The organism is Ruegeria sp. HKCCA6837, from assembly GCF_013034475.1.
GTDB lineage: Bacteria > Pseudomonadota > Alphaproteobacteria > Rhodobacterales > Rhodobacteraceae > Ruegeria.
Map to the genome: position 1 here is coordinate 98,827 of NZ_WQGD01000013.1, position 24,737 is coordinate 123,563.

The window sequence follows — 24,737 nt, forward strand, 5'->3', positions numbered from 1 at the left end:
AAGCAGGGGGGGCTGTCTGCCCCCCATTGCGCTTTTGGCGCAATTCCCCCCGAAGGTATTTTTAGCCAGATGAAGCAGGCGGTTTTGATTTACAGGCGGTTTTGATTTAACTGAGCGCCACGGCAATCAGTGTTGCGGCTACTCCAAAGAGCGCACCAATCGCGGCAGGTAGGGCATATGCACCAAAGCCATAGGTTTTTTGGTCGTCTTTTTGGGTTTGCGCGATCAGTGCGTTTTCAACAAGCGCTGGTAGGCGCGGGCCGAAACGGGCGAGCACCATTGCGGTTTTCCCAAAATCCCGCAGAGCGGCGCGAGGGCCGATAGATCGCTTGATATAGTCTTCGACCACGGGGCGGGCGACCTCCCAGATGTTCATGTGATCGTCGAGCGAACGCGCCACGCCTTCAACCACCACCATGGTGCGTTGCAACAGGATCAGTTCGGTTCTTGTTTCCATGCCAAAGCGCTCGGTTACCTCGAAGAGGTAATTCAGCAGACGGCCCATCGAGATATGTGAAGCATCCATGCCGAAGATGGGCTCGCCGACTGCGCGCAGGGCGCGGGCGAATTCGTCGACGTCCTGGTTTGCAGGGACGTATCCGGCTTCGAAATGCACCTCGGCCACGCGCTTATAATCGCGACGGATGAAGCCAAAGAGGATCTCGGCATAAACCCGGCGCGTGTATTCGTCGATATGGCCCATGATGCCATAGTCATAGGCGATGATATCGCCATTGGCGGCAACCTTCAGGTTACCCTGGTGCATGTCGGCATGGAAATACCCGTCGCGCAGGGCGTGCAGCAAGAACAGGCGCAGCACACGCTCGGCCAGATCGCGGCGGTTGTGGCCTGCGGCGTCCAGCGCGGTGTTGTCGCCCAGCGGGATACCGTCGGCCCAACTGAGCGTCATGACACGACGTGCGGAAAGCGACCAAACCACAGGCGGCAGCCAAAACCCGGCGTCATCCTTGGTGTTGGCGGCGTATTCCGATGCGGCAGAGCTTTCCAGCCGCAGATCGAGTTCGCCACGGACGACGCCATCGAAATGTTCGATCACTTCCATCGGACGCAAGCGGCGCGCGCCGGGGGCGAAAAGCTGCACGATACGGGCCGCGAAATAGAAAGCGTCTACATCCTTGCGGAACGCGCGTTCGATGCCGGGTCTCAGGACTTTGACAGCTACATCCTCGCCCGTGCTGACCAGTTTGGCTTTATGGACCTGCGCGATTGATGCGGCGGCGATGGGTTCGCTGAAATCGCTGAACATCTCGGCAACAGGCTGGCCCAGTTCTTTTTCGACCTCGGCCATGGCCTCAGACTTGGAAAACGGGGGCAGTTTGTCCTGAAGAACGCGCAGCTGTTCAGCCAGTTCGTTGCCGACGACATCGGGGCGGGTGGACAGCACCTGACCAAACTTGATGTAGGCCGGACCCAGCGCTGTCAGAGCACGCGTGGCGGGCGGCATATCTGGATCGCCTTTGTAGCCCAGCCACTGGAACGGCTTGCCCAACGCGTGGGCGATAAACCGCAGCGACCGGGGGGCCTCAAAAGCGTCCAGCACCACGTTCATGGCACCAGTGCGCTCTAAAGTGGCGCCTGTGCGGATCAGGCGGATAATATTGTGAGGACCGCGCATCAGATCTTCCAGCCGGAATGCAGCGCGGCGATGCCCATGCTCAGGTTTCGGTACTTGGCGTTCTCGAAGCCCGCAGCGCGGACCATGCCCAGAAAGGTATCTTGATCCGGGAATTTACGGATTGATTCCACAAGGTACTGATAGCTGTCATAGTCATTGGCGATCAGCTTACCCATGCGTGGGATGACGTTGAAGCTGTAGAGATCGTAAAGCTTTTGTAGCCCGTCATTGGGCAGCTGACTGAATTCCAGCACCATCAGACGGCCGCCGGGTTTCAGCACGCGGAACGCTTCGTTAAGGGCCTCTTGCGGGCGGGTGACGTTCCGGATGCCGAAAGAGATCGTGTAGACATCAAAGGTATTGTCTTCGAACGGCAGAGCCATTGCGTCGCCGACCACCCAATTCAGGCTGTCTGACATCTGGTCGGCCTCGGCGCGTTGGCGGCCTTCGACCAGCATCGGTTCGGTCAGGTCCAGAACGGTGGCGTGGCCGTGGCCTGCGCGTTTGAGGAAGCGGAAAGAGATGTCCCCTGTTCCGCCCGCCACATCCAGCAGCCGTTGGCCAGGGCGTGGGGCCAGCCAATCCATCATCGCGTCTTTCCAGACTCGGTGGATGCCCATCGACATGACATCGTTCATCACGTCATATTTCGAGGCAACCGAGTTGAACACGCCCTGCACGCGCCCGGCCTTGTCGGCCTCGCGCACGGTTTCGAACCCGAAATGAGTGGTCTTGTCGCTGTTGTCGGACATTTGCCTTGCCGTTTGTCGAATTTCGCCTCTGTTATAGGGCCATAAGAGGCGCGCACAATGCGGCCCTTTGAATTAGGAGCCGTGTAATGCCGGAATTGCCCGAGGTCGAGACAGTAAGACGCGGCTTGAGCCCAACGATGGAAGGCGTAGTGATTGAACGGGCAGATGTGAACCGCCCTGATCTGCGCTGGCCCTTCCCCGAGCGTATGGCCGAACGGCTTACGGGTCAGCGGGTGGATCGTTTGCGGCGGCGCTCGAAATATATTCTGGCCGATCTCAGCAGTGGAGAAACGCTGCTGATTCATCTGGGCATGTCGGGCCGCATGACGGTGTCGGGCGATCCTTTGGGGCAGTTTGTGCATGGACATCCGATGCCTGAGAAGCATGACCATGTCGTCTTTCACATGGCCAACGGTGCCCGCGTGACCTTCAATGATCCACGTCGGTTTGGCGCCATGGACCTGATGCCGACAGCAACGGCGGATGACCACAAGTTGCTGTCGGTTCTGGGGCCAGAGCCCTTGGGCAATGACTTCCACGAACAACATCTGATCGAGGCCTTCAAAGGCAAGAACACCCCGGTCAAATCCGCGCTCTTGAATCAGGGAATCGTTGCCGGATTGGGTAATATCTATGTCTGCGAGGCGCTTTATCGCGGCAAGGTGTCGCCACGTCGCAAAGCCGGGCAGATTTCTGCATCCCGTGTTGCCGCATTGGTTCCGATCATCCGGCAAGTGTTGCAGGACGCCATAGAAGCAGGCGGCTCTTCTTTGCGAGATTTCCGCCAAGCTGATGGAGAACTTGGATATTTTCAGCACAGCTTTGACGTCTATGGGCGCGAGGGAGAGCCTTGCCGGACAGAGGGCTGTGGCGCGACAATCAAGAGAATCACCCAGTCCGGTCGCTCATCCTTCTATTGTGTGCAATGCCAAAGATAACTTGATCCAACGAAATCGCGTGATAAGGAATCGTATCTGAACGGAACAACCGGAAGCTTTCACCTCATGGCTTTTGAGACGATCATCGTCGAAATCGAAGACCACGTCGCTCTTATCAAACTCAACCGACCGGATGCGTTGAATGCGCTCAATACCCAGTTGCTGGGTGAGTTGTGTGCCGCGCTGGAAGATGCAGACAGCAACGACAAGGTGCGATGCATTGTGATTACCGGATCGGACAAGGCCTTTGCCGCCGGTGCGGACATCAAGGAAATGTCCGAGATGAGCTTTGTGGACGTCTACAACGTGAACCTGTTTGCCGATGCCAACGACCGGGTTTCGGCGATCCGCAAGCCTATCATCGCCGCTGTTGCGGGCTATGCGCTGGGCGGCGGATGCGAGCTGGCGATGCTGTGCGATTTCATCATCGCCGCAGACACTGCCAAGTTCGGACAGCCCGAGATCAATTTGGGTGTCATCGCGGGGCTCGGTGGAAGTCAGCGCTTGACGCGGTTCGTCGGCAAATCGAAATCGATGGATATGAACCTGACGGGCCGGTTCATGGATGCCGAAGAGGCCGAGCGCGCAGGTTTGGTAAGCCGAGTAGTGCCCGCCAAGAAGTTGATCGAAGAAGCAACTGGAGCGGCTCAAAAGATTGCTGAGAAGTCGCAAATTACCGCCATCGCAGCCAAAGAAGCCGTCAATCGCAGTTATGAACTTCCGCTAAGTGAAGGCATGTTGTTCGAGCGTCGCGTCTTCCATTCGATGTTTGCGACTGAAGACCAGAAAGAAGGCATGGCGGCGTTTCTGGAAAAGCGCGCGGCGCAATTCCGCGACAAGTAAGGCGTAGCTAGCCAAGGTTCGGGGGCGGGCTTTTGCCCGCCTTTTTTATGTCCGGTTCGCAAGCGCAGAGAATCGGCTTGGCAAACCCGAAAAACTTGGATACATACCGCCGCCATACATGCGCGTGCGGCCCGCTTGGCCCGACTCACACTCGTGATTTCTGATCCGGTGCGGATATGTCCGTGGCGCGCAACCCAAGATAACCGTACCGAACGAAGGTCAGAGACACATGGCAAATTCGCCCCAGGCAAAGAAACGCGCACGTCAGAACGAAAAGCGTTTCGCAGTCAACAAAGCGCGTCGTTCGCGCATCCGTACTTACCTGCGCAAAGTCGAAGAAGCGATTGCTTCTGGCGACAAGGACGCGGCAACCGCTGCTCTGCGTGCCGCTCAGCCTGAACTGATGCGCGGTGTTACCAAAGGTGTGTTCCACAAAAACACCGCAGCCCGCAAGATGTCGCGCCTGTCGGCCCGCGTCAAAGCACTGGGCTAAGTCCACTGATTGACCAATGGTCATGTCAGCAAGGCTGATCTAAATACAAGGCGTCGCGTGAAGCGGCGCCTTTTTTCGTGTTGCCGGAAAACCGCGCCTTCACAAAACTGAGAGATTCTTTCGGCCAAAGAACCGAGTCAATAACAGAGTTTCGTTGCCGCGCCCCGCAAGGAGTTGTTACCACTGTTATCAGCGATTCACTCGCTTGGGGGGACAGGCTGTTTCTTCGGTCGAACTGACGGGCATCAGGACGATCCGAAGAAGTTGTCGACGACTGGCTGATGTCAGGCTGCCGATTTGTCGAGAAATCCGGGACAAGCCCGGTGTGCTCGGCCCTGTCTAAAAAATTGAGAGTGCGACGTGCAACCCGGTTTTCCGGACGCTCAACTATTGCCGGGCGTTTAGCGGGGACATGTGTGCATTTGAAAGACATCCCGCCAAACCGGGTTGGTTTTGGCGCTTGGATACCTGTGTGCGAGTGAACGCTTAACCGGGCGACCGGGTTTGTATGAATAAGGCCGACAGGCCAATAAGAATGGGATGCGTGAGGCGCTGAATGACACAAGAGAAATGGGGACTACTGCGTAACAAATTGCTGAAGGCCGTCGGTCGGAACAACTACACCACCTGGATCGAGCCTTTGGAATTTAAGGAGCTGCAGAATGGAGTGGCGGTTTTTTCCGTGCCGACCAATTTTATGGGCAACTATGTCAGTCAAAATTTTGCAGACCTCATTTTGTATGAACTGAACACGGCAGGTGAAACCGTGCAGCGGCTGGATTTCCGGGTTGCCGCCAATTCGCCCGCACGTCCGAAACCAAACTTGCAAGCGGCCCCGGACGCGCCTGCAGATCCTGTTGTCGCGCCCGTGGCTGAGGTTGCCTCGGATGCGCTCGAGTCCTTGCAGGCCGCGCCTTTGGATTCCCGCTTTACCTTTGACAGCTTTGTTGTGGGCAAGCCCAACGAACTGGCGCATGCCGCCGCCCGCCGTGTCTCGGAAGGCGGACCTGTCACCTTCAACCCGCTGGTTTTGTATGGTGGTGTGGGTTTAGGTAAAACCCACCTGATGCACGCCATCGCGTGGGAGCTGAAGACAAAACATCCTGAGCTTAACGTGCTTTACCTTTCGGCCGAGCAATTCATGTATCGCTTTGTTCAGGCGCTGCGTGAACGCCGGATGATGGATTTCAAACACCTGTTCCGCTCGGTCGATGTGTTGATGGTGGATGACGTGCAATTCATCGCGGGCAAGGATTCGACGCAGGAAGAGTTCTTTCACACCTTCAATGCGCTTGTGGATCAGAACAAGCAGATCATCATTTCGGCCGACCGCGCCCCGGGTGAGATCAAGGATCTGGAAGACCGTGTGAAATCGCGCCTGCAATGCGGTCTGGTCGTCGACCTGCATCCAACTGACTACGAACTGCGCCTGGGCATCCTGCAGAACAAGGTGCAGCAGTACAGCAGCACCTATCCCGATCTGTCGATTGCTGACGGAGTTCTTGAGTTTCTGGCCCACCGCATTTCGACCAATGTCCGCGTTCTGGAAGGCGCTCTGACCCGTTTGTTCGCCTTCGCATCGCTGGTGGGCCGCGACATCGATATGGAGCTGACACAGGATTGTCTGGCTGACGTGCTGCGCGCCTCAGAACGAAAGATCAGCGTTGAAGAGATCCAGCGGAAAGTGTCCGAATATTACAATATTCGCCTTTCTGACATAATCGGGCCCAAGCGCCTGCGGTCTTATGCGCGTCCGCGCCAGGTGGCGATGTATCTGTGCAAGCAGCTCACCAGCCGCTCGCTGCCCGAGATTGGCCGCCGTTTTGGCGGGCGTGACCACACAACGGTCATGCACGGCGTGAAACGTATTGAAGAGCTGAAACTGACCGACGGTCAGATCGCCGAAGATGTAGAAATGCTGCGGCGGTCGCTGGAAGCCTGATCTGAGCACTTCATGAAGAAAATGCCCCGGTGCTTTGCGTCCGGGGCGTTTTCTTGTGCGCATTAATCCACGGTTGGGCCAGAACTGAGGCTAGTTTGGCACGATGCCCTTGACGCTAAGGGCTTTCCAACCCAGAAATCCGTAAAAAATCCTTGTGCCTCAGGGTGGAACCGCTAACGTGCCAGTCCCGCCCATGTCGGTACGCAAGTCAGAGGAACTGAGGGTATGAAGATCAGCATTGAACGCGGCACCCTTCTCAAGGCTGTTTCGCAGGCTCAATCCGTTGTGGAACGGCGCAATACCATTCCCATACTTGCCAACGTGCTGATTGAGGCGGAGGGCGATCAAGCCCAGTTCCGTGCCACCGATCTGGATATCGAAGTGGTCGACAAAGCGCCCGCGCAGGTCGAGAAAGCCGGTGCGACCACTGTTGCTGCGACCACCCTGCATGAGATCGTGCGGAAACTGCCGGATGGGGCGCTGGTGACTCTGACCGCAGACAGTGCTGCAGGTCGGTTGACCGTCGAGGCAGGCCGGTCAAATTTCTCGTTGGCGACGCTGCCGAAAGAAGATTTTCCGGTCATGGCGTCCTCGGAATATCAATCGAATTTCACCGCGTCAGCGGCGCTGCTGCGTCGGCTGTTCGACAAATCGAAATTCGCCATCTCGACGGAAGAGACCCGGTACTACCTGAACGGTGTCTACATGCATGTGGCTGATGGCTCTGACGGCGGCAAAGTTCTGCGTTGTGTGGCCACCGACGGTCACCGTCTGGCGCGTATCGATGCGGATCTGCCGGATGGGGCCGCAGACATGGCGGGAGTGATCGTGCCACGCAAAACCGTAGGCGAGCTGCGCAAGCTGCTGGACGATGATGAAATGGATATCGCCGTTTCGGTCAGCGAAACCAAAGTACGTTTTGCCACGCCGGATATAACTCTGACCTCGAAGGTCATCGACGGCACCTTCCCCGATTACACACGCGTCATCCCGCAAGGGAACACGCGCAAGCTTGAGGTCGATGCGGCCGAGTTTGCGCAGGCTGTAGACCGGGTGGCGACAGTGTCGTCCGAACGGTCGCGTGCGGTGAAGCTGCAACTGGACGGCGACAAGCTGGTCCTTTCGGTTAATGCACCAGACAGTGGCGCTGCTGAAGAAGAACTGGCCGTCGCCTATGGGGATGAACGGTTGGAGATCGGGTTTAACGCCAAGTATTTGCTAGAGATCGCGTCTCAGGTCGATCGTGAGAATGCAGTGTTCTTGTTTAACTCTGCGGGTGATCCGACCCTGATGCGCGAAGGCAATGACCAGAGCGCGGTTTACGTTGTCATGCCGATGCGCGTCTGATCGCGCTGGCGCGCGATGCCTTCGGCGACCGTATTTTTGACAAGAAGAAGGGAGGGGTCATGGGATTGGCCCTGACCGAGCTTACGGTCTCGCATTTTCGATCTCACAAACTGGCGCGGTTGTCTTTGGATGGGCGGCCCGTCGCGATTCATGGGCCCAACGGGGCCGGCAAGACCAACATCCTTGAAGCGGTATCTTTGTTTTCGCCTGGGCGCGGAATAAGGCGCGCGAGCGCAGCAGAGATGACGCGGCGGCCCGAGGCGTTGGGCTGGAAGCTGTCAGGGGTGTTGAATGCGCAGGGGCGGCGGCACGAAATCGAAACCTGGTCCGAGGGCGGTGCGGCGCGGCAGGTTCGGATTGACGAAAAAACCTCAAGCCAGATCGAGCTGGGGAAACTGGCGCGGGTCGTTTGGCTGATCCCTTCGATGGACCGGCTTTGGATCGAAGGAGCCGAAGGGCGGCGGCGATTTCTGGACCGTATCGCGCTGAGTTTTGATCCAGCCCATGCCGAAGCGTCTTTGAGCTATGAAAAAGCAATGCGAGAGCGGAACCGTCTGTTGAAAGAGCAGGTACGGGATGCCCATTGGTATGCGGCCTTGGAGGGGCAGATGGCTGAGTCCGGACATCGCATCCATGCTGCGCGCCTTTCGGCGTTGGATTATCTGCGTGCCGCGCAGGATCGGGCGGAGACGGCTTTTCCGTCGGCTGAGCTGGAATTGATCCAGACTGAAGGCGCGATGCCTCAAACAGCAGAGGATTTGCGTGACGCCCTAAATGAGAGTCGCTTCCGGGATCTGGCGGCGGGCCGGACTTTGGTAGGGCCGCATCGGTCAGACCTGTATGGGGTTTTTGCTGCAAAGGGCGTTCCGGCCAAGGATTGTTCGACAGGCGAGCAGAAGGCGTTGCTTGTGTCTTTGATTTTGTCGAACGCGCGGGCGCTGGCAGAGATGATTGGGGCGCCGCCGATTGTTTTGTTGGACGAAGTGGCTGCCCACCTGGACGCAGATCGGCGCGCGGCGCTTTATGATGAGATTTGCGCTCTGGGGGCTCAGGCCTGGATGACGGGCACCGGGCCTGAGTTGTTTGCTGAATTGGGGGACCGGGCCCAGACGCTGGTTGTCACCGAAGGGGATGAGGGCTCGGTCGTGACCACTTAGGCCGGTTCGCTGACTTTACGTTCCCATAGGAAGCCGCGCATAACCTCGTCGACCGGGGTTTTGGCCATGTGGTTGACGTAGTTCGACATGGTTTTCTGTGCTAGGCCCAGCACCACATCCAGAACAGCGCGGTGTGAATAGCCCGCATCGAAGAACGCCTGCAGCTGTTCCTCGGTCGGGTTGCCACGTGTTTCCATAACTTGCAGAGTGAAGGTGCGCAGTGCCTCGAGCTTGGCCGAAGGCAGCGGAGTTTCATTGCGCAGCGCCTCGGTGATATCGTCCGAGACTTTCATTATCTTGGCGATACCGGTGTGCGCGGGCACGCAGTAGTGACATTCGTTTTCCACGTTGATGGTCTGCCAAACAACGGTTTTCTCATCGTTGTCGAAATCGGTTTGCAAGAAAAGGCCGTGTAGAACCTGATAACCTTCCAGGTGCTGCGGGCTTTCGGCCATCACCTTGTGCAAACCGGGCAAGCGACCAAACGCGGCCTGCGATTTTTCGAGAAGAGGTTTGGACTCTTCGGGAGCGGTTTCGAGGTCGTGCGACGGAAAATTGGCCATGTCGGAACTCCTGTTTTTGGCGCGATGAGTCGTATTTAGGGTTTATTGAGCGATCGCTCAAGTATATATTTGAGTGAACGTTCAAAAATTGGTGATGCTGATGCCTCGGAAACCCGCATATGATCGTGATGCTCTGATTGCTAAAGCAAAGGACATCTTCTGGCGTCAGGGCTGGGCTGGGACGTCGTTGAAGGATTTGGAAAGGGAATTGAAGCTAAAGCCCGGCAGTTTTTATGCGGCATTCGGCTCGAAGGATGCGCTTTATGCGCTGACGATGGAAAGCTACACCCGGGAAGGCGTGGCACGCCTAAAGGCTTTGGCTGAAAAGTTGGGGCCAAAAGGGGCGTTGAAAGCGCAGCCCCGTTTGGTGATCGAAGCGGTCGAGAACCCGACAAAAGCCTGCATGTTGGCAAAGACATATGCGGAGTTGCAAGCGAAAGATCACGATCTTGCAGATCAAGCTGCGCGGCACATGACTGAGATGAAAGCGTGTTTTGCCGAGCTGTTCCGAAGCGCTCAGAATGCTGGTGAAATTCAGTCTGAACATGACCCGGATCGACTGGCGGCGCGGTATCAGTCTGACATTCTTGGGTTGCGATTGTCGGCTGAGCGCGAGGATGTCGACGCAGAGGAAATCGCTGCGGATATTGCCGCTGACATTGATCGCTTGTGAGCCTGTAACCAGCAGGCAAAAAACGACCCTCGCAAACACAAAATCTTGGGGGATCGCGTGACATTCCCCACCAGAAAACGTATAAGTTACCAAAATAATATAGGTACTGACTGAATGTCCGAAGACGCACAGGCTCCTCAAGAATACGGCGCAGATTCCATTAAAGTTCTCAAAGGGTTAGAGGCCGTTCGCAAGCGCCCCGGCATGTATATCGGGGACACGGATGATGGCTCTGGTCTGCACCACATGGTGTATGAGGTGGTCGACAACGGGATCGACGAAGCCTTGGCGGGGCATGCTGACCATGTCACGGTAAAAATCCACGCGGATTCCAGCGTTTCTGTCAGTGATAACGGGCGCGGAATTCCGGTCGATATTCACCCGGAAGAGGGCGTTTCAGCGGCTGAAGTCATTATGACCCAACTGCACGCGGGCGGTAAGTTCGACAGCAATTCCTACAAGGTGTCGGGCGGTCTGCACGGCGTGGGCGTTTCGGTTGTGAACGCCCTGTCCGATTGGCTGGAATTGCGCATCTGGCGTGCGGGCAAGGAACATGTCGCACGCTTTGAGGGTGGCGAGACAGCGGAACATCTGAAGGTCGTGGGTGATTGCGGCGATCGAACAGGAACCGAAGTGCGGTTTCTGGCCTCGACCAACACGTTTTCGAACCTCGAATACTCATTCGACACGCTGGAAAAGCGTCTGCGCGAGTTGGCCTTCCTGAACTCAGGCGTGCGGATCATCCTGATTGATGAACGCCCTGCCGAGCGGTTGGAGACCGAGCTGTTCTATGAGGGCGGTGTCAAGGAGTTCGTCAAGTATCTCGATCGGTCCAAGACCCCGGCCATGCCCGAGCCGATCTATATCAAGGGTGAGCGTGACGACATCGGCGTTGAAATCGCGATGTGGTGGAATGACAGCTACCATGAGACGGTTCTGCCCTTCACCAACAACATCCCGCAGCGGGATGGTGGTACGCATGTCGCCGGTTTCCGGGGCGCTTTGACACGGACGATCAACAACTATGCGCAGTCCAGCGGGATCGCAAAGAAGGAAAAGGTCAGCTTTACAGGTGACGACGCTCGTGAGGGCCTGACCTGCGTGCTGTCGGTGAAAGTGCCGGATCCGAAATTCTCGTCCCAGACTAAGGACAAGCTGGTTTCGTCCGAGGTGCGACCTGCGGTCGAAAGCCTGATGAATGAAAAGCTGGCTGAATGGTTCGAAGAGAACCCCAATGAAGCCAAGGGTATCGTCGGCAAGATCATTGAGGCCGCTCTGGCCCGTGAGGCTGCCCGAAAGGCCCGTGAACTGACCCGCCGCAAAACGGCGATGGATGTGAACTATCTGGCCGGTAAGCTGAAGGATTGCTCCGAGAAGGACCCGTCCAAGACCGAAGTCTTCCTGGTCGAGGGGGACTCGGCAGGTGGTTCCGCGCAAACAGGTCGGGATCGTCTGACTCAGGCCGTTCTTCCCTTGCGCGGGAAAATCCTGAACGTGGAACGCGCGCGGTTTGACCGAATGCTGTCGTCCCAGGAAATCGGCAACCTCGTGATGGCCCTGGGCACTGGTATTGGCCGCGATGAGTTCAACATCGAAAAGCTGCGCTACCACAAGATCGTCATCATGACCGACGCCGACGTGGACGGTGCACACATCCGGACGCTGCTGCTGACCTTCTTCTATCGGCAGATGCCGGAACTGATCGAGGGCGGGTATCTCTATATCGCACAGCCGCCGCTTTATAAGGTTTCGCGAGGTAAATCAGAGGTTTACCTGAAGGACCAGGCCGCGCTGGATGACTATCTGATCAATCAGGGCGTCGAAGGGGCCGTGTTGAAGCTTGGCTCGGGTGAAGAGATTATCGGCCAAGACCTCACGCGTGTCGTGGACGAAGCGCGCCAGTTGAAGCGTGTTCTGGACGCGTTCCCGACGCATTACCCGCGTCACATTCTGGAACAGGCTGCCGTCGCGGGGGCTTTCGTGCCGGGTGCGGTTGATGCCGACCTGCAAGGCGTGGCTGACAAAGTTGCTGCCCGTCTGGACTTGATCGCGTTGGAATACGAGCGCGGCTGGCAGGGCCGGATTACTCAGGACCACGGCATCCGTCTGGCCCGCATCCTGCGCGGTGTGGAAGAGGTACGCACACTGGATGGCCCCATGTTGCGCTCGGGTGAGGCGCGTAAGACCGGCAGTTTCACTCAAAGCCTGCAAGAGGTGTATAACACGCCGGCGACTCTGATCCGCCGTGACCGATCTCAGGTTATCCACGGCCCTCTGGACTTGCTGCGGGCCATTTTGGAAGAGGGCGAAAAGGGCCTGTCGCTACAACGCTACAAGGGTTTGGGTGAAATGAACCCGGATCAACTGTGGGAAACCACACTGGACCCGGACGCCCGCACGCTGCTGCAGGTGCGCGTGGACGATATGGTCGAGGCCGACGATCTGTTCACCAAGCTGATGGGTGACGTGGTCGAACCACGCCGCGAATTCATCCAGAAAAACGCGTTGAGTGTTGAAAACCTGGATTTTTGATCGTTTGTAGGTGCGCCCATAGCTTTGCATTTCGCCCAAAGAATTGCATTTTTGGCCCAAAACATTGGGCGCACTAACCTTCAACTTTCTTGGTTCGAGGCTCCATATCTTCGGGTCTCATTCTTTGCCTGTTTCGCGCCATCGCCGTATTGCCGGGGAAGGTTTTCGGATGGCCGCTTCCAGCCCAAAGCGGACATTCAAAATCGAGCTTTGCATCAACTATGCCTTGAGACAAAGCAGGCGAACGCTTGGGGAAACCGCGCATACAGCCAGTATTCGGGGTTTTGAAAACCTTGTTATTCGGGCAATCCACCAGCAACCATCGCACCAAAATACCGGTCCTGGTCCTCAGTATGCATAAAGGGTGTGTTCCTGTGTGTAGAAACACGGAAGTCCGGCCGGATTTCGAGTAATTTCTTTGCTTCAACCTGAGCATCTTCCAGACGTCCCATTTCAGCAAGGGTTGCAACCAAGATTCGGCGCGGAGGAAGCGACTTTGGATAAGTTGAGACACCGGTTTTTGCCAGCAGAATTGCCTGTTCGTAATCTCTGACTAGGAATTGAGAAAGGGCCGCGTTAAAATTGTACCAGCCGGGATAACGTGGGTTGACCTTTTTTGCCTTGTTGTTCCACTCAATCGCTTCGGCTGGCTCACCCATAAGCGACCTTAAAAAGCCCATACCATATAGGACCTCAGGATCATTGGGGTTCTCCCTTATTGCCCGCTGAAATGCCTGGTACGCGAGTTGATGATCGTGGTCTGCAAACAAATGTAGCTGGCCCAAGCGGTGTTGAACGCGATAGTCCGATTGATCCAGTTCTAACGCACGCTGTGCGTGCCTGCGGGCTTTGTTCAGCGCGGTTTCTGGATCGTCCGACCCACCAAAGCGCCAAAGGCTAAGATAGCGACCGCTCAGTTCAATATGGGCAGAAAGGTAGTCTGGATCGAGCACTATTGCTCGTTCCAGAAGTTCTATTGCCTCTTTCCGACTCGCAGTATTCAGCAGCTTGCTTTTGGCGACAGCCCTCAGAAAAAGTTCATACGCTTCTAGATCATCGGTTGGCCGTTTCCTAAGCGACGCGATTTCTTCTTCCTCAACTACTATTTTCAGGGTGGATGCGATTTCCCGAATAAGGTCGGCCTGAGCGGAAAACAATTCTTCGACGCCAACGTCATATTGTTCCGACCATAGAGCGTGCCCCGACTCTGTCTCTATCAGTGTTGAGTTAATCGAAATATTCTCGCCAACGCTCTGAACGCTACCTGACAAAACATATCGCACACCGAGCTCTCGACCAATTTCTCGCGGTTTGACCAAGCTGTCCGCAAAGGTAATCGAAGTAGAACCAGCAATCACAAATAGCTGTGGAAACTTCGAAAGCTGCGTCGTGATTGCTGTTCCAAAACCTTCTGCCAGATAGCCGACCTCTTCAACTGTTGAGCGGTTCTCAAAGGGCAAAACGACGATGGACGGTTCGTCTGGGATGGCAAGCGCCAACTCCTCTTGTTCGGTCAGGGGTGCCACATCTCTGGATCGCCACCATATGACCGCAACCAGCACCAAACAGATGCATGCTGCACCGATTAGAGTTGGCGCCCACTTGGACATGTGTGGTTTCGTATGCACAACTGGCTCTGAAATAGCCAAAGCCTTGGCCTTGTCATCCAGAACGACTTCGAAGGCTCGGACTGGTCTCTCTATGTTCTTGACTTCGGTCTCACCCAGATCCTCGAAATTCAGATCCAGCTTGTCCTGCACCTGGTCCCTTACGCTGCGGTGAATGCAAATACCTCCGGGCTCAGCCAAGCCTTCAAGTCGAGCGGCGACATTGACGCCATCACCATAAATGTCTCCATCCTCGGCAATCACATCTCCGATATTGATGCCGATCCGAAACACAATTCGTTCGCTTTCTGGAACGTCCGAATTTCGAGAAAGCATTTCGTTTTGAACAGAAACGGCAAATTTCATTGCCTGTACGGTGCTTTCGAACTCCAGCAGCGCACCATCACCCATTAGCTTGATTGTCTTGCCGCCAAAACTCGCCGCAAAGGGGTCAATGAGTTCCAGCCGATGCGACTTTAGTGCAGCCAGCGTCGCTGCCTCATCGCGTTCCATCAGCCGCGAGTAACCCACGACGTCAATACTCAAGATAGTGGTAAGGCGGCGTTCCACTTCCGTTCTCCCCTACGCCGAAGATTATCCATCCTGATCTATTGAATCCATAGTTCTGCTATTCGCCCTATACCAAATCGCATATTTGTGGCGCCGGTCAGGCTTCGACAAAGTCAGATTTTTCATGACGGAGACCAAGCATGGTAACCAATAGACGCTGACACTGTGTGGGCGATGAGGTGGTGCGTGGCGGTGTGGAGTATTCGTCATGCAAGCTTTAAATCTACCCGTCATTCGAGTTGGCCGATCTGCGTGGAACAAAGGTCGGGTTATTGGCCAGAAGCGCCCGCTTTTGCCAAGGCATGTCTGGGCAATACGCGTTCGCTTAGAAATTTCAGAAGATTATAGGAACTTAGCACTCTTCAATTTAGCAATAGATAGTAAGCTCCGTGGTTGCGATCTTGTTCGCCTGAAAGTTGCAGACGTATTTGCCGCTGGACAAGTAAAGGAACGCGCGTCTGTCAACCAAAGCAAGACAAAGATACCCGTTCGTTTTGAAATTAGTAGTGGTACGAGAAACTCGCTTTTGAATTGGCTGAAACAACCTGCAATGAAAAGATCCGAGTACTTGTGGCCAGGGCGTTTTCAGCATTGGCTGCATATTTCTACTCGTCAGTACGCGAGGTTGGTTCAGTCATGGGTCGCTTCGGTTGGGCTTGATCCCAGTCAGTATGGGACCCATTCAATGCGACGCACAAAAGTGGCGCAGATTTATCGTAGAACAGGTAACTTGCGAGCCGTGCAGCTATTGCTTGGTCACACCAAGATGGACAGTACAGTGCGTTACCTGGGTGTAGACATCGAAGACGCACTCGCCATCGCGGAAGCCACCGAGGTTTAATCTATCAGGCCGCTTTCGAGCGGCCTTTTTTTGCGCGAACCCCGAGAGTAGAATTTTCAGCCCCAAAGCGGACATGGCGCAACTCAAGGCGAGGACAACTCGGCTGTTTGTCCTCCAAGCCTTTCGCGCAGACAAATGGCATAGTTCCCCAACGCTGAAACCGACTTCAAGCAAGGTCAGAAACCGACCCTGTTCATTTTCGCATGGTCTAAACACTTAGCGACCAGTATTAAACAGAAAGGAGGACAACACGTGGAGCGAAAGCTAGCGGCCATCCTGATTGCTGACCTTGTCGGCTTTACCGCTCGGATGGAGCGGGACGAGAAAGGCACGCTCGAAGTCCTTTCAGCGCACATTGACGATATTGCTGCTCCGCTTGTCGGTCGGTATTACGGTCGCATCGTCAAACAGATGGGTGACGGTCTGCTCGCCAGCTTCGACAGCGCAGTCGACGCCGTTTCCTGCGCGGTTGAATGGCAAAACGCATCAGCGGCAGGTAAGGACCCTCTCCAATTTCGTATTGGCGTTACTCTTGGGGATATAATCATGCGCGACGGAGATGTTTTTGGTTCCGGTGTGAACCTGGCGTCGAGACTGGAGCAGCTTGCCCCACCGGGCGGTGTGTTGGTGTCGGACGCCGTATATCGTGTGGTCGGAAATCGTATACCGGTTGCTTGGGAGGATGCTGGTCAGCACACAGTAAAGAACGTTGCCGAACCGGTACATGCTTGGCGCATTGGCGGGTCAAGCGCTGTATGCGCTAAACCGGATCGGCCTGAATCGTCAGGAACAGCCACTATTGCGGTCTTGCCACTGCACAACATGAGCGATGACCCCGAGCAGGCCTTCTTCAGCGACGGGATTGCGGAAGACATTATTGTGGGTTTATCGCGTTTTCGGACGCTTAAGGTTGTTTCCAGAAATGCGTCTTTCAGGTTCCGGACACAGGACACAGATCCGGCCAAAATCGCGGAGGCTCTCGGCGCTGATTACCTGGTTGAAGGCAGCGTGCGAAAGGTCGGCAGTCGCGTGAGAATCTCGGTACAGCTCGCTGACGCGGGTACGGGCACTCAACTCTGGTCGGATCGATATGACCACGAACTGGAAGACGTTCTGGCGGTTCAAGACGAAGTGGCTCGAAATATCGTCGCAGTGTTGCCGGGCAGGGTCCAGCACGATGTCGTCGACCGTTCGACACAGAAACCAACGGATCAGATGAAGGCCTATGAACTGATGCTCAAGGGCAAGGCGCTACGCGATGGTCTGAACGCACGAGATACGGCCAAGGCGAGAGCGTTGTTGGAACGAGCGGTCGCACTCGATCCGACCATCGCGCGATCTTATATGTATCTTTCAGATACATATGTCATAGATTTGTGGCTTGGGCTGGCGGACGCTGACGCACCGGCCCACACTTTGAAAATTGCCCGAAAGGGCGTGGCACTGGATAACCGGGACGTCTACATTCAGGACCAACTTGGTTTTTCCTATCTCTGTGCTGGCCTTTGGGATGAGGCAGAGGCACAATTCAACAAGACACTTTCCATGATAGAAAACGAGGCGGAGTCGATGGCATGGTGCGGCTACGCTTTCCTATTGCTCGGCTTGCACGAAAAGGCGCGCGAAGTAGTTTCGGAAGCGATGGCGCTGGACCCGCTACATCCGCCTGCCATCGACTGGATTATGGGGCAGGTCGAATTTTTCAACGGCAACTTTGAAGCAGCGCTTAGTTTTCTAATGGGAGCAGCGCGGCTTAACTCGTTGGCCACAGCATTTGTCGCCGCCTCCTACGCGCAGCTCAAACGGGAGCGAGACGCCTCTGACGCATTGCAAGAATTTGTTTCTGAACGTCACGATGAGTTCACAAGTCGAGGTATTGTGGTTGAGGATGATACGTTAGATAGCCTTACTCGCGGGTTTCGGTCTATGTGGCGGCGACCGGATGATTTTAAACTTCTCACCAATGGGCTACGGGCGGCAGGTATGACCGGCTGACGCCGACCTTTACTCTTTTGTCCTACCGCCGCGGCCTCAATTACGCGTTTCTCTGCGCCCTGTTTTTTCGGCCGATGGCAGCCCGAAGCGGACCTTCAAAATCCGACTTTGCAATTCTCGTGTTGCGGACAAGTTAGGCCGCGTACTGCCAAGGTCTCAGCGTCGCTAGCCACTGAACTCTGACAGTGGCTACACAACTACAATTGCTTAACACAAACTTTGCGCCAAAGACTTTTGCCAAGCTCTGTTTCAGTTCATTTTGCCGGACAACGTTTGTGTCGGCAGTTGTCCAAAGAGTGCTCTGTAGTCTCGCGCGAACTGACCCATGTGCCAAAATCCGTAAGCGTTTGCGATGTCCGATATACTCTCCTCTGGCGAGCAGGATACCAGTTCATGGCGCACAGCACCGAGACGGGCTCTTAGATAAAACTGCTTGGGGCTCACCCCATATGTTTCCTGAAACGCGCGACGAAGAGTGCATGCGGATACCTGAATATCTGCACATACTTCACCGATTGACACGTTATCCATCAAATGGGCCCGCATGAACTCAACGGCTTGTTGTGCTAAACGGGTTCTATTTTTACTGTTTCGCCGATCACTCCATTTTTCGCCTACCACCAGCATTTCCAGAAGCTCTAAGATCATATCACTCTCTTCACTATCAGAGCTTGGTCCGGCCGCTGATCCAATTAGAAAGCGCGCTTTGTTTTTGACTAAGGAATGAAGCTTGCCAGCGTCGCTAACGAAAGATCTTAAAGCGTCATTTCGCGCGGTGCTGATATCAAGACCGCAATCGTCGGCGATCCGTTGAGCCCTTCGGATGTCGATGGCAAAGGTCAGGCCTGTGAGCGTTGAATTGCTCACGCCTTCAAAAGGGTCTCCGCTACCAAAATTCATCAGAGCGGTGTCTGAGGGTGAGCCGTTAAGCCAAGTCCGTACACTCCCTTTGTCTGGTAAGCCAAACGCTAGAATGTCAGAGCGAGAAACACCGGTTTGGTACACAGCCTTATCAAACGACAAATCGATCATTTGAAGGTCAAGACCTGCCCAAACGGATACCGAAGAGTTCATAGTTCCCTCTTCAATTTGGCGTAGCTCGACATCCCATTGGGACAGCTCGCGGAATTGCGAAGGGTCCTGCAAAAAAAGTGTGTTTGGGGCGCAGGTTTTTTTGGGGGCTGATCGTTTTTTGATGTCGTCCATTCCGCCCCGCAGGTAGTTTTCATGAAATGTTATTCGAATATGTAGGCTTGGAAAATTGCAAGACAAAGCAGACAAATCGAGAGGGAAGAGGTTCGGACGCCCATCGTTGCCTGATGATACTGCGCGCACCGAACGCGTCGTAACGCTGCTAACCAAAAGCGAAAAAGAGTTGTTGCGCTCACAGGCTGAAGACAGCGAACTCTCCCTTTCAACCTTTTGCCATCATCTGATCCTTGAAGGTCTGAAAACAAGTAAATCATGAAACAGGGGTATCTCATGAAATCAAAACTGTTCCTCTCCGCGCTGGTCTTTGCCGGCTCCGCTATCACGGCGGCAGCTAAGGACAGCAATATCGTGCATGATGCGGAATACTATGTGCTGAAGCAACAAAACGAAGCCGTTTGGGTCGAGAACGACGCACAGGTTGACCAACTGCTGGCCGATTTTCGTGAGAAAAACGGAGGGAACCCTCCAAACATCTTCTACATCCTTATTGACGATATGGGTTTTGGCGACATGGGTATGCCCGAGATGAACGCGATACGCGGGTATTCGACGCCCAATATCAACGCGCTCGCAGAGGAAAGCATGCGGTTTGCGCGCATGTATACCGAGCCGTCCTGCACACCGTCGCGGGTCGCCTTCATGACGGGTCGCCAGCCGTATCGCAATGGGATGGGCGATACCGCCGTCGATATTTCAGGTTTTGGCCTTGCCGATGAAGAAGTCACAATTGCCGAAGTTCTGAAATCCGTAGGCTACAACACCTCGCATGTTGGCAAATGGCACATGGGCGACATTCAGGAATCCTGGCCTACTTATCAGGGCTTTGACTACGCCGCGTTCCCCATCCATCAGCAGGGCCAGTTGGCCATCTTCAACGAAGATGCAGCCAAGGAAGAAATCACCATGGCCATAGGGGAAGACAACTACAACTCCAAATACACGCTGGATGATTGGTTTCGCCCTGATCCGGGACACATGATTACCGGCCTTGAAGCTGTCATTGGCGGGGAGGTCCGCGAAGTCCATATGGAACCGGGTGAGAAATGGACCCAGGACAAATATAATGAAATGAACATCCGCTATCAGGCACAGGCGATGGAACAGTTGCGCCTGCTAGCAGAACGGGATGAACCGTTCTTCCTGCAATACTGGCCGCTTGTCCCTCTGTCGACAACGCGCACGACGAGAGAGGCGTTCACGACACCCAACGGCGGTACATTCGTTGAAAGCATGGAAGAGCTGGATGAATGGATAGGGGTCATTCTGAACGAAGTCGATGCGCTGGGGCTCAGGGACAATACCCTGATCGTTTTGATGGGCGACAACGGTCACTTCACCAAATATGCCCCCGGCAGTGGGTTTTCGCCGCTGGTCTTCCGCGGCGGCAAGGCCGATACGTCTGAAGGAGGCGTTCGGGTGGACGCGTTTGCCCGCCTGCCCGGCTTGATCGAGGGAGACTCGATTGTATCTGACATTATTCATATCTCTGATTTGTTCACGTCAATTGCGCGTATCGGCGGAGCGATGGATGCCATCCCCCGCGACCGGATCATTGACGGTGTCGATCAGACGTCCCTGATGTTTATTGGCGATACGCATGGGCGCAGGGATCATGTACTGATCTACTCGATCAATTCGCTGAAAGAGGTGGTAAAGGAACACATCAAACTCAAAGTTCCGGCCAAAGGTGAAAATGCTATCGTGGCCAAGTTCTACAACCTGTTCCGCGACCCCCGCGAAGAACAGAGCGTATCGACCGAGATCGGAGCATGGGCTGGACATGAGTTTAACCGTATTATTGCCCGCCACCTGAAATTCAAGGAAATGTACCCCGATCAACCGGCCGCGACCGGACGTCCCTATGAAGGTATCGTGAACCTTCGTCCTGAAACCGTCGCAGCGGTGGATGCCTTTGTAGCCAAGCGGGACATTCAGCCCGACTAAAACAAAAAGTACTGCAAGCCCCGCATCAACAAATGATGTGCTTGATGTGGGGCTCGGCACCCACAACAAAGTTTCTGGAAACAATATGAAATTCCAAGCGCTTGTACTTGTAGTGGCAACTGGCATTGTCTCGACCCCAGCAATTGCCGATGAAAACGCTTCAAACCCTTTGGCCGCAGTCAATAACACGGACATCCGGTATCAGTATTTTGATTTGGGCAACGGTGCCGACAAGCAGGACGCCTTTATAGATGGCGCATACATGCTGCGGCCTGATCTGAAACTGAAATATGAGTTGCACTACAACTCAACGGATGTGACCGGAACGCGTTTCACTGACTTTGAGAAATTGAGCCTCAAAGCGATCTATTTCCCTTCTCAGAGACCGCTCAACGACACATGGGCCATCAAGTCGGCCATTGGCCTGGAGTGGATACTGGACTTTGGCGACCCAGAAAAAGGGATCGGAACCGGGTCCGATCAAATTGCGCCTTTTGGCGGGTTCGCCTTTGCAAACACAAAATCAGGGCTGACGCTGATCCCACTGCTCCAGCATTTTGCTTCATACAATGGCCCGACGGACATAAACCAAACCGCGATGCGGTTGATTGCGCTACAACCGTTTGGCGATGGGTACTGGGCCAAGGCTGATATCAAAGCACCATATGACTGGGAGAACGATGCTTGGCCAGCGACCGCTGAGTTCCAGATTGGTAAGAACCTCAGTCCTGGCATTGCAATTTATGCTGATTTCCTCATCGGTATAGGTTCCGACCGCCCCTACGATAAAGGTGCCGGCTTAGGTTTGCGTTTCAACTACTAGTTCACCTACACCCAACCTCGGCGAAGATCATCTATGTCACAGTCCAGAACTCTGTTCAGCCATTTGTTTTCTGCGTCTATCTTGACCCTTCCTGGAACTGCCTTGAGCCAATCCCTGCCCGCTCCGGGTCGGTAGGAAATAAATTGGCGTCACGCCGCATCATTCTATCTGTTCACTCCGCTCTGAACTCGGGGAAGATCAACAGTCTCTGGGCGATCCGCTGAGTTGGATCTGGGTTCCAGAACGTCTAGTGCCGTGTTGCGATCCAGCAGCTAGTTCGGCATCAGACACCTTGCTGCACAGTCAGATCTCGTGAAGAGTAGCTGGACGATCCAACGGCAGTGCGTAGGTCTTCTTGGGGCAATTTGTGGAGAGTATAGATGCTGAGTGAGCCTAGGCCACCGGTTCTCCTATTGACGGGTACAAATGCGGCAGCCTGGACGATGGAGAATGTCCGGGCACCATTCGAGGCATCAGGATATACCTGCGAGAGCCTGTCCTATCGTTATCATGATCTTCCAAGCGGACCCGAACGCGACAGCAAGCTTATTGGATTGAGTATTGCAGATTACGTAGAGGATGCCCGGCAGGCGATCAAAAAAATCGGGGAGTGTCCGTCGTCAGACACCTTGAGTATGAATGCCGGGTTCCCGAACTTGTTCGCTAAACCAACGCAATTTTGAACTCAACCGTCTCATGCCCGCCAAGAGCTTTGTCAGCGATATAGCTTCTAACAAATTTTCCACCCGCTTTTTCGATGACACGCACGGATGCCTGATTGTCAGGGCTGGTCGTGATTTCAATGTAGCTCAACCCGATTGATTTTGCCTCTGGCAACATTGCAACCAGCGCGGCAGACGCCAATCCTTCCCCTCTTCGCCAAGGCACGACGGAATAGCCGATGTGACCAGAACAAGTAAGGGGCAATTCCTCCGTCCCCGGCTTCCATCGCAAACCTATGTGGCCGCAAAACTCATCATCCCATATCCACCTGCGGATGCTTGGCAGGCGAGGTGCTTTCGAGCCATCTGGCAGAGTGACAGTTCCGGCCTTTGGAGTGGGGTCGTCGAGATTTGAAACGAACGATCTCGCATCATTCGATATAGTTTCGATCTGCTCTTTTGCAGCTTCAGCACGCAAGTTGTCTGGCGACCAGCCTCGCCGAAGTGCCGAAACGTAAGCGGGTATTTGGTCAATACTTGGTGTCAGCAGTTTCATCGTTTCGGTTTCGCAAGCCTGTTTCGTTACGAACAGACACTCGTGCACGGCGCAATATCGGTCAAGTTGCGCTCGTGGCGGGGACTCAAAGTTAACGACAAGGACGCGAAGTCTGCAACGCGCATAGAGCCGCCATCTCCTCAGCACAAGGCAACTACCGCTCTCAGCCCAAACCAGACATTCAGAGTCGGACTTTGCAAAGTCCGACGGAAGGAATAGGCGGACTTTCTTGCCTATTTGAAGATCATGCAAACTTCATTCAACTTGAGAACCGGTGTGGTAGCTTGGTCGAGCGAGTTCATAAGATCAGATCAGTCCAATTGGAGTACGACCATGCGTCATATCGAGCTATTTCGGATATTACCAAAAGCGACCATAGCCTTTGTGGCTTCAGTATCGATGGCCTGGGGATGCACTGGCATCATGTTGACAGGGCAGGATGGAAGCATCGTTCGCGCAAGGACCGCCGAATGGGGGCCGTTCGATCTTGAGACAAAGATCAACATTATTCCGCGAGGTTTCACTTATACCGCAGGCGAAATGCCAGATGAGCGAGACGGAGCAAACTGGACCGGCCGATTTGGAATGGTCGGTATCAGCATGTTGGATCATGGGGCTCCCGCAGATGGCATCAACGAAGCTGGGTTGACCGCCGGGTTGTTTTATCTGCCCGGCTTCACCGAGTATCAGGAGTACGACCCTGACCTTTCCGGCAACACGATTCCCGGCGATTTGCTAGCCAGCTATGTCCTTTCCCAATTTGAGACAGTTGAAGAGGCTGCCACCGGGTTGGCGAATGTCCGTGTTGTCGGGGTCGTAGATGAGACTCTCGGATTTCCCTTCCCATTTCATATGTTGGTTGCTGACCGGTTCGGCGGAAGGATCGTTGTCGAGTACATTGACGGTGAACTGACGATTTTCGATGCTCCGCTTGGCGTGATCACCAATTCGCCAAACTACGATTGGCACATGACGAACCTTAACAACTACGTAAACCTGTCGGCCCTTGGGCTTCCGGAAGTTGAGGCAAGTGGCGTTACTTTCGCGCCCCTTGGCGCTGGGAGTGGAATGATAGGGCTGCCAGGCGACTTCACACCCCCATCCCGGTTCGTCCGCGCAGTCGCCTTTTCTCAGACGGCGCGGGAGACGCAAGGTGGCTATGACACCGTGCGCGAGGCGTTTCGCATTCTGGATAATTTCAACATTCCGGCCGATGCAGCGGAGGGCGCTCAAGACGATGTGCAGTCGGACGACCTGCTTTACAGCGCAACTCAGATCACGACCGCTGCGGACTCCCTCAACCTCGTCTACTACTATCACACGATGTACGACAGAACGGTGCATATGGTCGATATGAAGCAGATTGACTTCGGAGCTATGGGAGACGAGATGATCGTCTTTGAAACCAGCGGTGATCGCGAACCAACGTTAGTCGATGTGACCCCAACGAACTGACGTTTTACCACGTGGGCCGTGGCGGCATCACCGCTGGCTGCGGCCCAATAAAACTTCGGAATGGAGGGTTTACCGCTCCAGCGAATTACCGGCGCTAGGCTCGAAGCCGCGTTCACCACTGTTCGCACTAGTGACTGGAGGCAGCCCGAAGCGGACCTTCGCAACCAAGCTTTGCTAACTCCGAAATACACAACGA

General features: G+C 54.9%; 19 protein-coding genes. 13 read left to right on the plus strand and 6 right to left on the minus strand.

From position 1 onward, the window contains the following. Positions 1-106: 106 nt before the first annotated feature. Together ubiB and ubiE are read right to left on the minus strand one after the other, a co-directional pair. The gene (gene ubiB, locus GOV91_RS16990) at positions 107-1,636 is read right to left on the minus strand and encodes a 2-polyprenylphenol 6-hydroxylase (RefSeq protein WP_171236377.1); all 1,530 of its coding nucleotides are present in this window, start codon (positions 1,634-1,636) and stop codon (positions 107-109) included. Then, complete coding sequence (ubiE, locus tag GOV91_RS16995; RefSeq protein WP_171236378.1) at positions 1,636-2,388, minus strand: bifunctional demethylmenaquinone methyltransferase/2-methoxy-6-polyprenyl-1,4-benzoquinol methylase UbiE; 753 nt, start codon at positions 2,386-2,388, stop codon at positions 1,636-1,638. The genes ubiB and ubiE overlap by 1 nt, the downstream gene beginning before the upstream one ends. Before the next feature lie 86 nt (positions 2,389-2,474). Between ubiE and mutM the strand changes: the two genes are divergently transcribed. The 6 genes from mutM to recF all read left to right on the plus strand — a co-directional run bounded on the left by mutM (position 2,475) and on the right by recF (position 9,108). Continuing rightward, complete coding sequence (gene mutM / locus GOV91_RS17000) at positions 2,475-3,326, plus strand: bifunctional DNA-formamidopyrimidine glycosylase/DNA-(apurinic or apyrimidinic site) lyase (RefSeq protein ID WP_171236379.1); 852 nt, start codon at positions 2,475-2,477, stop codon at positions 3,324-3,326. Between the two features lie 66 nt (positions 3,327-3,392). Next, positions 3,393-4,169 carry an enoyl-CoA hydratase gene (locus GOV91_RS17005; RefSeq protein WP_171181203.1) on the plus strand — a complete coding sequence of 259 codons (777 nt, stop codon included), beginning with the start codon at positions 3,393-3,395 and terminating at the stop codon, positions 4,167-4,169. 229 nt (positions 4,170-4,398) lie between these two features. Further along, positions 4,399-4,662 (plus strand): 30S ribosomal protein S20, encoded by a 264-nt coding sequence (gene rpsT / locus GOV91_RS17010; protein ID WP_039541017.1) that lies wholly within the window; start codon positions 4,399-4,401, stop codon positions 4,660-4,662. 556 nt (positions 4,663-5,218) lie between these two features. Next, positions 5,219-6,604, plus strand: a complete 1,386-nt coding sequence (gene dnaA, locus GOV91_RS17015) for a chromosomal replication initiator protein DnaA (RefSeq protein WP_171236380.1) — start codon at positions 5,219-5,221, stop codon at positions 6,602-6,604. A gap of 225 nt (positions 6,605-6,829) precedes the next feature. Beyond that, positions 6,830-7,951 (plus strand): DNA polymerase III subunit beta, encoded by a 1,122-nt coding sequence (gene dnaN, locus GOV91_RS17020; RefSeq protein WP_171236381.1) that lies wholly within the window; start codon positions 6,830-6,832, stop codon positions 7,949-7,951. Between the two features lie 59 nt (positions 7,952-8,010). After that, positions 8,011-9,108, plus strand: a complete 1,098-nt coding sequence (recF, locus tag GOV91_RS17025; RefSeq protein WP_171236382.1) for a DNA replication/repair protein RecF — start codon at positions 8,011-8,013, stop codon at positions 9,106-9,108. Here the strand turns inward: recF and GOV91_RS17030 are convergent. Then, positions 9,105-9,671, minus strand: a complete 567-nt coding sequence (locus GOV91_RS17030) for a carboxymuconolactone decarboxylase family protein (RefSeq protein WP_171236383.1) — start codon at positions 9,669-9,671, stop codon at positions 9,105-9,107. The genes recF and GOV91_RS17030 overlap by 4 nt on opposite strands. Before the next feature lie 100 nt (positions 9,672-9,771). On the opposite strand from GOV91_RS17030, the gene GOV91_RS17035 reads away from it, so the two are divergent. Beyond that, entirely contained in the window at positions 9,772-10,344 is a 573-nt protein-coding gene (locus GOV91_RS17035) for a TetR/AcrR family transcriptional regulator (protein WP_171236384.1), read from the plus strand. A 114-nt stretch (positions 10,345-10,458) separates the two neighbouring features. After that, positions 10,459-12,876, plus strand: coding sequence for a DNA topoisomerase (ATP-hydrolyzing) subunit B (gene gyrB / locus GOV91_RS17040; RefSeq protein WP_171236385.1), 2,418 nt, complete (start codon positions 10,459-10,461; stop codon positions 12,874-12,876). A gap of 296 nt (positions 12,877-13,172) precedes the next feature. Here gyrB and GOV91_RS17045 read toward each other — a convergent pair whose 3' ends face one another. Further along, positions 13,173-15,053, minus strand: a complete 1,881-nt coding sequence (locus tag GOV91_RS17045) for a tetratricopeptide repeat protein (protein ID WP_170517502.1) — start codon at positions 15,051-15,053, stop codon at positions 13,173-13,175. A gap of 208 nt (positions 15,054-15,261) precedes the next feature. Here GOV91_RS17045 and GOV91_RS17050 point away from each other — a divergent pair, with 208 nt between their 5' ends. Continuing rightward, positions 15,262-15,894, plus strand: coding sequence for a tyrosine-type recombinase/integrase (locus GOV91_RS17050; RefSeq protein WP_171236386.1), 633 nt, complete (start codon positions 15,262-15,264; stop codon positions 15,892-15,894). 252 nt (positions 15,895-16,146) lie between these two features. Continuing rightward, positions 16,147-17,889 carry an adenylate/guanylate cyclase domain-containing protein gene (locus GOV91_RS17055; protein WP_170555188.1) on the plus strand — a complete coding sequence of 581 codons (1,743 nt, stop codon included), beginning with the start codon at positions 16,147-16,149 and terminating at the stop codon, positions 17,887-17,889. A gap of 249 nt (positions 17,890-18,138) precedes the next feature. Here the strand turns inward: GOV91_RS17055 and GOV91_RS17060 are convergent, their stop codons facing one another. Next, positions 18,139-19,095: a helix-turn-helix domain-containing protein gene (locus tag GOV91_RS17060; RefSeq protein ID WP_170483685.1), complete on the minus strand. Its 957-nt coding sequence runs from the start codon at positions 19,093-19,095 to the stop codon at positions 18,139-18,141. 276 nt (positions 19,096-19,371) lie between these two features. Here GOV91_RS17060 and GOV91_RS17065 point away from each other — a divergent pair, with 276 nt between their 5' ends. Beyond that, the gene (locus GOV91_RS17065; RefSeq protein WP_170806690.1) at positions 19,372-21,045 is read left to right on the plus strand and encodes a sulfatase-like hydrolase/transferase; all 1,674 of its coding nucleotides are present in this window, start codon (positions 19,372-19,374) and stop codon (positions 21,043-21,045) included. An 85-nt stretch (positions 21,046-21,130) separates the two neighbouring features. Further along, the gene (locus GOV91_RS17070) at positions 21,131-21,868 is read left to right on the plus strand and encodes a hypothetical protein (RefSeq protein ID WP_170483683.1); all 738 of its coding nucleotides are present in this window, start codon (positions 21,131-21,133) and stop codon (positions 21,866-21,868) included. A 663-nt stretch (positions 21,869-22,531) separates the two neighbouring features. Here the strand turns inward: GOV91_RS17070 and GOV91_RS17075 are convergent. Further along, positions 22,532-23,086 (minus strand): GNAT family N-acetyltransferase, encoded by a 555-nt coding sequence (locus tag GOV91_RS17075; protein WP_171236387.1) that lies wholly within the window; start codon positions 23,084-23,086, stop codon positions 22,532-22,534. Between the two features lie 333 nt (positions 23,087-23,419). Here GOV91_RS17075 and GOV91_RS17080 point away from each other — a divergent pair, with 333 nt between their 5' ends. Continuing rightward, positions 23,420-24,541 carry a linear amide C-N hydrolase gene (locus tag GOV91_RS17080; RefSeq protein ID WP_170382460.1) on the plus strand — a complete coding sequence of 374 codons (1,122 nt, stop codon included), beginning with the start codon at positions 23,420-23,422 and terminating at the stop codon, positions 24,539-24,541. Positions 24,542-24,737 lie beyond the last annotated feature (196 nt).